Here is a 12,354-nt window from a genome sequence, read left to right as displayed (position 1 = left end):
TTGATCGTGCGGACATCGTGGGCGCTGGCTTCTCTCGCTGCGCGCCTTACAAGAAACCCACTTGTAAGGCTTTAAAATCTTGCAGCGGCTCCGCTCAGCGCTTCGAAGTATTGAAAAAAGGGAAGGTCGCCCTTTTCCTTGATCGTGCGGACATCGTGGGCGCTGGCTTCTCTCGCTGCGCGCCTTACAAGAAACCCACTTGTAAGGCTTTAAAACCTTGCAGCGGCTCCGCTCAGCGCTTCGAAGTATTGAAAAAAGGGAAGGTCGCCCTTTTTTCAATACTTCTAGTTTATCATAGTCCTCCTCACAACAAAAAGAAGGAGCTAATCAAGTTTCTGATTAGTTCCTTCTTTTTGTTGTCTTGATGCGAAGATGGCTTTTACGCCTGCGATGTTGACTCCTTGTTGAATGAGTGATTTGATTTCGAGGAAACGTTCGATGTCTTCTACTGAAAACATTCTTTGGTTTCCTTCGTTTCTTGATGGTTTGATAAGCCCTTGTTCTTCATAATAACGAATTTGTCGGGCAGACAAGTCCGTCATCTCCATTACTACACGGATGGGAAAACATGCTTGACGTCTAGGAATATCTGACTTCACTCGCTCCCCTCCTCCTTCGTTACCATTCTATAATTGAGACATTCGACCTTTTGCTAAATAAGAGTAGACATCTCGTAATGTCTCAAACCCATTCTCCTTCGCAAGCCGAATGTTTTTTTGCCATAATTGTGCCGTAATGAGAGCATCCTCTAATGCATGATGTCTCTTTTGTACTGGAATTTCATAATAAGCACAACACTCTTCTAACGTTACTAGCTTTTTTGGGACGACGATCTTCGTTAGAAAGGATGTGTCAATGATTCGGTGTTGAAACGTTGTTCGTAACGTTTGCCATGTTGCATGAGACATAAACTTTTTCTCATGAGAAGCATGATGGGCAACTAGTGTTGAATGTCCTACAAACTTATAAAAGTCGGATAACACATCTACTAGTGGCGGAGAGTCAGTTAATTCTTCCGCTGTTAACCCTGTTAGATCTAAAATTTCATTTGACGGTGAAGTGGAGCATTTTACAGTAGAATAAAATGTATCCTCCTCATATATCTCGCACCCTTTCATCTTCACAGCTCCAATTGAAAGAATGCTATCTCCTTTATCCGGATAAAACCCACTCGTCTCTAAATCAAAAATAATAAAGGTAAGCTCAGTGAGCGGGCGATCAAGAACGTCTTCTTGCTTTAACTGACGTTGAATTTGACGTAAATGAGAAAGCCTGGCAGCATCAGACTGCTGTTGAAGTGATGTATAGACATTGGGACTTAATCGATTCGACAACTGCTTAACTAGTTGCACCATATTATTTATCATCGTTTATTCACCCTTTTAGCAGCCTTTCTATAGTCTGATACAGCCTATGTCCTTCTCTTACCCAAATTTTTAATTGCCTTTGCTCATCCTTGCTTAAGTTTTCTATTGTAAGATGATGAATATGCTCATATTGATCAATACCTTTTTGCCATTTCACACGTTGTTCTAATAATCTTTCGAAAGATTCTTTCATCTTTTTGACATTGTCATGCTCATTCGGTAATTGTTGAAACCTATCTACCGTCGAACTTGACAAAATTTGCTGCTCAATAGCTAGTAAGCGTAAACCATTTACATACGGAAATAGAACAATCTGTTTAAAATCAAACTTTCCTTTATGAACACCTTTTGTTTCAACAAGCAGTTGATTAAATAGCCCAATCCCCTTTTTTAGCCTTCCTGTATTATCGGTTAATCTTTTTATCATTCTAGGTTGTGTTTTAATAAATTGAAAGGTCGCTTGCTTTAATCGCTCGACTAGTTCATGTTTTCCATAGATAGACCTAGCATCAACAAACGTCAGCGTATATCTGAGCGTTTCCCACCTATCTTCTCTTAACCAATATTTAAGCTGCTCCTCCCACGTTTCATAGGAACAACACCATTTTGGGCTTGATGCCATCACATTTCCATCACAGCGGTCGTACCCTGCTTTTTCAAGAGCGTAGACAATGTCTCTTCCAAGATGGAGGAAGTACGATGCATCCTCTTCATTGCTGCTTTCATATATAAGTCCATGATCCTGATCACTCCAAAATGACTGTTCAAGCCTGCCTCCGCTTCCCATTAAAAAGAAAGCAAAGTGAGCGGGCGGTTTGCCCCACTCACTTTCTGTCTTTTTAAGAGCGAGACACACCGCTTTTTTTATGATCTGTTCATGACTTTCTTGAAGAGAGGCCGAGGTATGCTCCTGTTTATGAATGGTATTGAGGCGTTCTTCGAATAAAAGGCGAAGCTCCGCGTCCCATTCTTTATCATTAAAGGTAGGATAACTCTTTGCCCCTGCCATCCATTAAGCTCCTGTCTTTTCGCTTCCAGGCATGCTTTCAGGATAACCGTAGCTACCGTGCTCACTAAGGTCAAGACCAACAATTTCCTCTTCCTCAGATACACGAAGGCCACCACATACAGCTTTTGTAACTAATAGTAGTACGTAAGAAGCGATAAATGCGAACGCACCACACGCTACAACACTTAATACTTGAACTCCAAGCTGACTAAGTCCACCGCCGTAGAATAAACCAGCTGTTCCACCGTTCATTGCTGCAAGCTCAGGAGTTGCGAAGAAACCAGTTGAAACAGTTCCCCAAACACCAGCTACACCGTGAACAGATAATGCAAAGATTGGATCATCAATACGCGCTTTATCAAAGAATTTCATAGAGAAGAATACGATTAAACCACCAACGATACCGATAACAACTGCTGCCCAAGGAGCAACGAATGCACAAGATGCTGTGATTGCTACTAGACCTGCTAATGCACCGTTTAACATTGTTGGCACATCGGATTTCCCTGTCATTGCCCATGCAATGAATAGTGCTGCTACTGCACCAGCTGCTGCTGCTAATTGTGTGTTAAGTGCTACATAACCAAAGAATGCATCTGCTACTTCTAATGTACTACCTGCATTAAATCCGAACCAACCTACCCAAAGAATTAGAACCCCTAGAGCTGTGTAAACTTGGTTATGACCAGCTAAATCATTTGCTGAACCGTCTTTGTTATATTTACCAAGACGTGGCTTTAATAGTATTGTAGCTGCAAGTGCTGCCATGGCACCTGTTAAGTGAACTACTGTAGAACCTGCGAAATCTTGCTTTCCTAAGTCAGCTAACCATCCGTCACCCCAAATCCAGTGTGCAACGATTGGATATACAAATGCTGAAAATAGTACTGCGAAAACGATGTATGCTGATAATTTAGCACGTTCTGCAAATCCACCAAAAGCGATTGTTAATGCGATTGCTGCGAACATAAGCTGGAAGAAGAAATCAACTGATCCAACTAACCCTTCCTCAGCTGTTGCAAAATCTCCAAAGAAGAAATCTGACAATCCGATAAAGGCATTTCCTTCACCGTAAGCAAATCCCCAACCTACAGCCCAGTAAACTAATGATGCAATCCCGACTGTGAAGATTGTTTTTCCGGCAATGTGTCCTGCGTTTTTCATACGCGTTGAACCAGCCTCTAAAAGTATAAATCCACCTTGCATGAAAAGAACTAAGACTGCGCAAATCATTACCCATAAATTATCCATAAGTGCTAATTCAGTCATTTCTTTCTGCCCCCTTTATAATGTGTACACGTTAGCGTCAGAGAAGCTAACATCTGTTGTTAGTTCTTATTATACGTGCGAAATATTCTGAATCTACCCTCTTGTCAGATATCCTTACATCCTTTTTGAACAGCCTTTCTCAATGAAAGAGCTTAACTCATTGCACCCGTTGAGGTTTAACAATATCGTCATTATCTTTTATTCCTATCCTTATTTAAATATAAATAGCTCACCTTCTTCATGATAAGAGAGAAGATGAGCTTGTGAAGTTTTGGTCATTGTTTATTTTACAGTAAACTACTTTATTAAAAACGACAAAATGAGAAATAGTGTTAATCCTTGTACCATTCAAGGTTGCTACAGTGGTAGACTCAATTTGTAAAGCCGTCGCTGTTGATGCCACCTCAGCAGCTCCAGCGCCTTACAGATTTGCTGAATTATCCTTAGGCGTTGTTTTTTTCATACGTTTAATGAGGCCAATGATAACTGGAAGGAATATTGAAAGTCCAGCTAGGATCAGAAGAGTGAATGAAATCGGCTTATCAATAAAGACAGTCCAGCTTCCATTTGAGATCTGTAAAGCTCGCCTCATCGATTCTTCCATCATCGCTCCAAGAATAAGAGCTAGAATAAGAGGTGCCGCAGGGAAATGGTATAACCTCATTAAAAACCCAATTACCCCAAAAGCAATAACCATACCTAAATCAAAGGTGCTAAATTTCAAGCCATAAACACCAATCATACAGAACACAATGATTAATGAAAGCAGCATAGCTCTTGGTACACTAAGGATCTTAGAGATATACGGTATTAGTGGAAGGTTTAATACAAGCAAAAAGATATTTCCGATATACATGCTCGCAATAACTCCCCAGAATACATCAGGACGCGTCTCTAGCATCATCGGTCCTGGTGTGACTCCCATCACTAATAGCGCACCAAGTAGAATGGCTGTTGTCCCCGAACCAGGAACACCAAGTGTTAATAATGGCACAAATGAACCACCACAAGCTGCATTATTAGCAGCTTCAGGTGCTGCTACTCCTTTAATGTTTCCTTTTCCAAACGTTTTCCCATCCTTAGCGATTCTTTTTTCCATGCTATAACCAAGAAAAGATCCAACGGTTGCTCCGGCGCCAGGAAGCACCCCTGTAAAGAAACCTAAGACGGAGCTCCGCCCAACAGGTCCAGCAATTTCCTTTATCTCTGACTTCGAAAGCTTTAAAGAGCCAATTTTATTTTGCTTTGCCATTTTACTTCCTCTAAGTAGCATGACAAATACTTCTGCCAGCGCGAAGATCCCCAGGGCAATAATTAAAAAGTCGATCCCTTCTAACAACTTGAGATTTCCAAATGTATACCGAGGGGTTCCCGTTTGTAAATCAATTCCTACTAGAGAGACCATTACACCAAAAACTGCTGCAATAAGCCCTTTTACTAATGATTTATCTGATAAACTAACAACTGCCGTCAAGCCCAGTACCATTAATGCAAAATATTCGGCTGGACCAAAACTTACTGCAACCTTTGATAGCAGCGGTGCAACAAGCATTAATCCAATGACACTGATTGTTCCTCCTATAAAAGAGGCATATGCCGCCAAAGCTAGGGCCTTTCCTGCCTTTCCTTTTTTAGCAAGGGGATATCCATCAAATGACGTTGCAACTGTTCCGGCAACACCTGGGGCATTTAGTAAAATGGAAGAAGTTGATCCTCCAAATATCGCTCCATAATAAACACCAGCCATTAAAATAAGACCCGTTGCTGGGTTCATCCCATACGTAATTGGAATCATTAATGCTAGAGCACTAATTGGGCCTAAACCAGGCAGCATTCCAATTATGGTTCCGGCTAATACGCCAATGAATACAAAAATGAGATTCTCCCATTGTAAGGCGACTTCAAATCCATAAAGTAAGTTTTGAATTGAATCCATTCTATCCACCTCCTTATAGCGGCAGCCAACCGGCTGGTAAATATACACCTAATCCTTTTGTCATAATTAAATAAAATCCAAAACTAACCACAACTGATACAATCGCATTCGTTATATGACGTCGATAACCGTAATAAAGCGTTAAGAAAAATAAAAGTCCTAATGTACTTAAGACAAACCCAACTGATTCAAAAAGAGCTACATAGGCAATTAAGGTTAAAAGAGTCACAACAATTTGTGTTTGTGGTTTCTTCCAAAATGAAACTTCTTCATTAGGGTCATTTTTCGTTTCTTGCTCAGGTTGTTTATCGACATCCAATTCAGATTCCACTTCTCCTTTTTCCTTTTCAAAAAATAATAGAATGGATAAGAACGTCATTAAAAAACCAAGTACTTTAGGAAACAGATCTGAATCGACTGGTCTCGGTATTGAAAAACTCGGAATTTGGAAGGCCATAATCAAATAACTAATAGAAAATATAAATAAAATAATGGAAATCTTTTGATTCGTTCTCCATTTTATTAACATCCAATTCTACCTCCTAAATCTTACTTGAAAAAAGAGGGTGGTCTTTTCTAAGACCACCACCCGCCTTTAATTTTCTAGAAGTCCCAAATCGTCTAAAATACTTTCAAACTGCTGATATTGCTCATCTAAAAATACACCGAATTCTTCACTATTCTGATAAGCATCTAACCAGCCAAGTTGATCACGAACTTCTTTCCATAAATCCGTCTCGAGCATGTTTTCGTATAACTCTTCATAGTAAGCCACTGCCTCAGGAGACATGTCCTTAGGTCCCATTATTCCACGCCAAATATCGAATGTGTAATCAATCCCAGAATCAACATAAGTAGGCACATCTACTAAATGGGCAATCGGCTCTGGTGAAGAGACCGCTAATGCACGAAGCTCACCTGCTTCAATTTGAGCAGTCGCTTCGCCTACACCAGTGGATACTGCATCAATATGTCCCCCAAGTAGGTTGGTCATCGCCTCACCACCACCTGAGAAGGCAATGTAGTTTACATCTTGAGCGTTTACACCAGCTTCAGAGGCCGCGCCAACAATGGAAATATGGTCCATACTACCCGCAGCTGATCCCCCACCAATACTGACAGCGTTTCCATTCTCTTTAATAGCATCAAAAAGATCATTGATTGTTTCATAAGGTGAATCATTAGGAACTAGAACAACAGAATAATCCGTAATTAAACGAGCAACTGGCATAAAATCTTCATGATTGTATTGAGATGCTCCAGTGAGTGGTACAAGAATAACAGGTGGACTCGCTGCAAATAACTTATGGTTATTCGTAGAATCAGCTGCAATTTGTGCCCACGCTATTGCACCACCGCTTCCTGGAATGTTAACTGCTGCGAAATTTTTCGGTGCTAGATTTTCTTCTGCAATTACTCTAGATGTTTGACGAATTAATGTATCCCAGCCCCCTCCTGGATTTGCTGGTGCTATATATTCAATATGATCGGTTGGCTCCCATGCCTCTTCCGTAACTGTACCTGTTTCTGTTTCATTTTCATTATTAGCCGGGCTTTCACTACTTGTATTATCGCTTCCGCATGCTGTTAGCAAAAGCACACTCGATAGAGCCGCAGTAGTTAACCAATTTTTTAAGCGCTTACATTTTTTCATAAAAATATTCCCCCTTTTATAAATCTGTTTTTAATATACAGACAATTAGCAAAAAGGGGAATGTTATGATCATTAAAAGCAAAAGTTTTATTCTGTTTTTTTTGTTCATTTAGTTTATTTTAGGGAAGTAACGGCGTTCCGGTCTTCCTACATCTCCATAAATCATCTCTGCTTTCACTTTTCCAACCGAAATTAAATATTCAAAATAGCGTCTAGTAGTCGACCTGCTCGCTCCTAAATATTCTGCTCCTTCAAGCGCAGTTAAGCCATGCTGCTTGTACTGCTCTAAAAGCTGGTTTACTTTTTCAAGAGTATAAGGGTTTACTCCCTTAGGAAGGCCTGGCTCTATATTCTGATGAACTGTCTCCTTATTCATTTCAGTTTGCAGTAGATCAATTTCTGTCTGTGTAAATTCCTTTTTTTGCTGAAATATCAATTGTTTTTGTTGGTAACGCTGTAAGGAATGGTGCACCCTATTTTTATCTAAAGGTTTAACTAAATAGTCAAAAACACCTCCACGTAATGCCTCCTGAACTGTTCCTACTTCTTTTGCAGCCGTAACCATAATGATATCAATATCCTTATAAATCGTTCGGATCGTCCACAACAGTTCTAAACCCTTTACATCCGGAATATACACATCTAAAAAAATCAAATTCGGTTTTTCATTAGATTCTAAGAATTCTAGGGTTTCTTTTCCGGTCATGCAAACGTTCACGACCTTGAATGACGGCAGCTCTTCTATAAACTCTTTATTAATGCCAGCTAAACGAAAATCGTCCTCTACAACTAATACCTGATATATTCGCTTGCTCATCTTGTTTCCTCCTTCGGTATAATCACCACAAAGCATGCTCCACCGTAAACACCTTGTTCAATCATAATCTCTCCATGAACACTTTCAACAGACTCCCTCACTAGAGCCAGTCCAAAGCCTCGGTGTCTCCCCTTTTTAGTTGAATATCCTTTTTCAAAAATATCATTCTGCCGATCTAATGGAATGCCTCTTCCATTATCCTCAATTTCAAATATGAGTTCCTTTCCTACATCCATAAAGGATACAAATACATATGGTTCTTCTATACAAGCTTCCATTAAAGCATCAAATGCATTATCTAATAGATTGCCAAGAACGGTCCCTAACGCTTCCTGTTGTTTTTCTGTCAGCTTTGTTAGCAATGAACTAGACTCTTCTATTTCCATCTTGATACCAAGCTCTAGTGCTTGGTTTAATTTCCCCAATAATACCGCACTAATAATAGGATCTTGAACTCTCTCAATTAAAAAGTGAATCATTTGTTGCTGAAACTTGCTTTCCTTTTGAATATATAGAACCGCTTCATCATTCTTGCCAAGTTGAAGCAGACCTGAAATAATATTTAACTTATTAGCAAACTCATGAGTCTGAGCTCTTAGAGCATCTGAATATTCCTTTACTTTAGATAATTCATCTGAAAGCTGAAGAATTTCTTTACGATCTCGAAAAGAAGAAACTGCCCCAACTACTTTATTGGCACTTAAGATAGGAACTCTGTTGACAATGACTAGCTCATCTTCAATCCAAAGCTCTTGATTTAATTGCTTTTCTCCAAACTTTAATACCTCATGTAGCTTTGTTTTCGGGAGTACTTCCGTAATATGTCGACCAATCAAAGGACCATCTCCATCCTTTTTAACCATAATTCTCTTTGCAGTCTGGTTATACATCGTTACTTTTCCTTTATCATTAACAGCAATAACTCCCTCATGGATTGATTGAAGGATCGCCTCTTTTTCTTCAAAGAGTCTGCCAATTTCCTCCGGCTCTAATCCATGAATCTCTTTCTTTAATTGATAGGATATGATATAAGCCCCGATCATTCCAAAACCCATCAAACCTAAGACAATCAACCAGATATCCATTACATGCTCTTTGATAACAATTCTTAGATCCTCCATAAGAAACCCAACAGAGACTAGACCAACAATGTTTCCGCTTTCATTAATGATCGGGACCTTCCCTCGAATTGAAGGCCCTAAACTCCCAATCGCTTTTGATACATAGGACTCCCCATAAAGGAGGGCCTTTTCATTGTCACCACCAACCATCTTCTGGCCAATCCGCCCGTCAATAGGGTGAGAATACCTAATTCCTTCCTTACTACCCACTACAATAAATTCCGCTCCAGTTAACAATCGTATATACTCGGCAATCGGTTGAATGACTAGCTCAGGCTGATCATGCTCAAATGCTTCAATAATCTCTGGAATCGCAGAGACCGATTGAGCAACACTTAGTGCGCGGAGACCCATTTGTTCTTCTATCGATTCAGCATATTGGTGATTTAAAAATACACCTAATATAAGCAGTGTTATTACAATTAATACACCAATTAAACACATCATTCGAATGATAAAAGGTGTTCGTTTTAACTTATTAATCATTCCTCAATCACACCCTCTATTACAAATCTCATGGTCTTTAATCTGCATTCATCGGAATCTCCCACACAATTGGCTCCTCCTTGTTTTCCATTAACGTTTGATTGACTTTTGAAAAAGGCTTACTCCCCCAAAAACCTCGGTTTGCTGATAATGGACTTGGATGCACTGATTCAAATATGACATGATGCGGATTTGTAATTAACGTTCTTTTATTCTGAGCATGCTTTCCCCATAATAAAAAAATAACTGGATTGTTACGTTCATTTAAAGCTCTGATAATGGCATCAGTAAACAGCTCCCATCCCTTTCCTTTATGAGAATTTGGTTCACCTTCACGAACCGACAAAACGGTATTCAACAAAAGAACACCTTGCTTAGCCCAAGACACAAGACAGCCATGATCTGGAACCTCACATCCGATATCATTTTTAAGCTCTTTATAAATATTCTTTAAAGAGGGTGGAATCTTTTCCATCGGTCTTACGGAAAAACTAAGACCGTGTGCTTGATTTGGGCCATGGTACGGATCTTGCCCTAAAATGACTACTTTTGTATCCGTATAAGGGGTATAATGTAACGCATTAAAACGATCTTCTATCTTTGGATAAACAGTATATTGTTGATACTCCTGATTTAAAAAAAGTTCAAGTTCTTGAAAATAAGGTTTTTGAATTTCTTCCTTCAGAATGTGTCCCCAATCATTAATAAACATCTTAATCCACCTCTTCATCTATTTTAACATGAGTTTACTTGCTTAAAGCTTGTTGCCATCAAATAGTGTACAATCAATCATGTTGATAGAAAAAGCCCGTTTTCGCGCGATGCGAAAACGAGCTTTCATTAGTTATTTTTTCGTTGCATCCTCTTTTAACCCAAGAATCCAAGTGGCAGCAAATGCTCCCGTCACCGCAATCAACATTCCAATTAAGTAATTGATAATGTTGGCTGTTCCAAATGGTGCAGCAATGGCAATCATCGGAATTCCTGTTAATCCGTATGCATTGGTAAAAACGTTCATGAATACGACGTACGCTCCACCTAATGCACCACCAATCGCAGCTCCAATGAACGGACGCATAAAGCGTAAGTTTACACCGAAAATGACAGGCTCTGTAATTCCAAGGAATGCAGAAAACGATGCAGGAAGGGCGATTTCCTTTACTTTCTTATTTTTCGTTAGGAAAAATACTGCAAGACCTGCACCACCTTGTGCAACGTTAGCCATTGCCCAAATTGGTAGTAAGAAGTTAACACCTAAGTCAGCAATAAGTGCTGCTTCAATTGCATGGAAGCTGTGATGAACTCCCGTAATAACAATTGTCGAGTAAAGTCCACCAAAGATTAGCCCAGCAAAGATTCCAGCTGTATTATAAATAAAATCAAGGCTCCAAGTTAGTCCATTTCCAAGCCACGTACCAAGCGGGCCGATAAATAGCATCGCAATAAATCCTGTTAAGATTACTGTTATAAACGGAACGACTAGCAAGTCAATTGCATTAGGAACAACCTTGCGTAGTCCTTTTTCAATCTTACTCATTATATATACAACAAGCAGGATCGGAATAACCGTTCCTTGATAACCAAGTAACTCAACATTCATTCCAAAGAAGACAATTGACTCTGGTACTGCATCTGCAAGCATCCAAGGGTTCAGTAAAGCCGGATGCGTCATAATTCCACCAAGAACAGCTCCAAGATACGGGTTAGCTCCAAATTCTTTCGCTGCACTAAATCCAATTAAGATTGGCAAAATAATAAACGCAGCACTTGAGAACATATCTAAAAATAAAATCCAAGGGCTGTCAGGTGCAACCCATTCAAATGCCCTCATCATTCCAAGTAGTCCCATTAACAAACCACTTGCAACAATTGCCGGGATAATTGGCACGAAGATATTCGAAAGCGTACGGGCAATTCTAGCGAGTGGGTTCATTTTCTTTTTAGCCGCATCGCTATGATCAACTTGCTTTTCTCCACCGTCTGTATCTTTTGCACCAACTCCTGTAATATCTGCAAATTCACCATACACTTTATTAACTAGACCTGTTCCGAAAATAACTTGAAACTGCCCAGAAGCACTAAAAACCCCTTTTACTCCATCAAGTTCCTCAATTGCTTGCTTATTTGGCTTATCATCGTCGTTTAAAACGATACGTAGGCGAGTGGCACAGTGTGTAGCACTAATTACATTGTCTTTTCCACCTAAAAGTTCAACTAGTTCACTAGCTACTTTTTTCGTATCCATCATGTATTGCCCCCATTCATTAGATATTTTTATTTTAATCAAATGTGAAATGGTTACTCGCTCTCATCTCATATAACAACAAAAAAAGACCTAAAATGGGCTAAACATATACGTGTCCTAAAGATACACGTATCCCGTTTGTCCATTTTAGGTCTTGCCTGCTTTATCAGTAACAATCCCACATATTTTTTGATTACGCTTTCAGTTTACAACTTACAGCAGAATTCGTCAATAACCTTTGCATACTTTTTTAATGGAAAAATATTAATTTTTTTTATAATGCTGTTTTCGCATACTTTGTTGTTTTTATGGGGTATGTGCACTCCACATGTTCGTTCCATTGCGCTCCAGCCACTCGCTTTCCGCGGCGAGGCGTCGAGTAACTTCCGCTCCATTTCACTACGAGAAAAAACGTTTTTTTCACAGCAACAATCTTTACGAAAACAGCCT

At 39.6% G+C, this 12,354-nt stretch carries 11 protein-coding genes and 1 pseudogene; 1 reads left to right on the top strand and 11 read right to left on the bottom strand.

All coding sequences use genetic code 11. The features are described from left to right. On the top strand, positions 1–365 hold a 365-nt coding region (locus SAY88_RS14500), incomplete at its 5' end, for a hypothetical protein (RefSeq protein WP_332632517.1). Here SAY88_RS14500 and SAY88_RS14495 read toward each other — a convergent pair. From SAY88_RS14495 to SAY88_RS14445, 11 genes and pseudogenes are all read right to left on the bottom strand, one after another. Then, positions 327–599: pseudogene (locus SAY88_RS14495) on the bottom strand (MerR family transcriptional regulator); the annotation flags it as partial. The gene SAY88_RS14500 and the pseudogene SAY88_RS14495 sit on opposite strands and share 39 nt — an antisense overlap. 27 nt (positions 600–626) lie before the next feature. Next, positions 627–1,367 carry a 3'-5' exonuclease gene (locus SAY88_RS14490; RefSeq protein ID WP_332632516.1) on the bottom strand — a complete coding sequence of 247 codons (741 nt, stop codon included), beginning with the start codon at positions 1,365–1,367 and terminating at the stop codon, positions 627–629. 7 nt (positions 1,368–1,374) lie between these two features. Beyond that, a complete protein-coding gene (locus SAY88_RS14485) occupies positions 1,375–2,376 on the bottom strand; it encodes a DUF294 nucleotidyltransferase-like domain-containing protein (protein ID WP_332632515.1) in 1,002 nt (333 codons plus the stop codon). Between the two features lie 3 nt (positions 2,377–2,379). Further along, positions 2,380–3,645, bottom strand: a complete 1,266-nt coding sequence (locus SAY88_RS14480) for an ammonium transporter (RefSeq protein WP_332632514.1) — start codon at positions 3,643–3,645, stop codon at positions 2,380–2,382. 421 nt (positions 3,646–4,066) lie between these two features. Next, positions 4,067–5,581: a tripartite tricarboxylate transporter permease gene (locus tag SAY88_RS14475; RefSeq protein WP_332632513.1), complete on the bottom strand. Its 1,515-nt coding sequence runs from the start codon at positions 5,579–5,581 to the stop codon at positions 4,067–4,069. A gap of 13 nt (positions 5,582–5,594) precedes the next feature. Further along, positions 5,595–6,110 carry a tripartite tricarboxylate transporter TctB family protein gene (locus SAY88_RS14470; protein ID WP_332632512.1) on the bottom strand — a complete coding sequence of 172 codons (516 nt, stop codon included), beginning with the start codon at positions 6,108–6,110 and terminating at the stop codon, positions 5,595–5,597. A gap of 66 nt (positions 6,111–6,176) precedes the next feature. Next, positions 6,177–7,235 carry a tripartite tricarboxylate transporter substrate binding protein gene (locus tag SAY88_RS14465; RefSeq protein ID WP_332632511.1) on the bottom strand — a complete coding sequence of 353 codons (1,059 nt, stop codon included), beginning with the start codon at positions 7,233–7,235 and terminating at the stop codon, positions 6,177–6,179. Positions 7,236–7,344: 109 nt separating this feature from the next. Beyond that, the gene (locus SAY88_RS14460) at positions 7,345–8,052 is read right to left on the bottom strand and encodes a response regulator (protein WP_332632510.1); all 708 of its coding nucleotides are present in this window, start codon (positions 8,050–8,052) and stop codon (positions 7,345–7,347) included. Continuing rightward, complete coding sequence (locus SAY88_RS14455) at positions 8,049–9,659, bottom strand: sensor histidine kinase (RefSeq protein ID WP_332632509.1); 1,611 nt, start codon at positions 9,657–9,659, stop codon at positions 8,049–8,051. Before SAY88_RS14455 ends, SAY88_RS14460 begins: the two co-directional genes overlap by 4 nt. Before the next feature lie 37 nt (positions 9,660–9,696). Then, positions 9,697–10,389 (bottom strand): uracil-DNA glycosylase, encoded by a 693-nt coding sequence (locus tag SAY88_RS14450; protein WP_332632508.1) that lies wholly within the window; start codon positions 10,387–10,389, stop codon positions 9,697–9,699. A gap of 114 nt (positions 10,390–10,503) precedes the next feature. Beyond that, the gene (locus tag SAY88_RS14445; protein WP_332632524.1) at positions 10,504–11,904 is read right to left on the bottom strand and encodes a sucrose-specific PTS transporter subunit IIBC; all 1,401 of its coding nucleotides are present in this window, start codon (positions 11,902–11,904) and stop codon (positions 10,504–10,506) included. Positions 11,905–12,354 lie beyond the last annotated feature (450 nt).

The sequence above is a fragment of the Halalkalibacter flavus genome, assembly GCF_036663575.1.
Taxonomy (GTDB): domain Bacteria; phylum Bacillota; class Bacilli; order Bacillales; family Bacillaceae_D; genus Halalkalibacter; species Halalkalibacter flavus.
The sequence above is the reverse complement of the archived record's forward strand: the minus strand, read 5'-3'. Positions and strand labels throughout refer to the sequence as shown.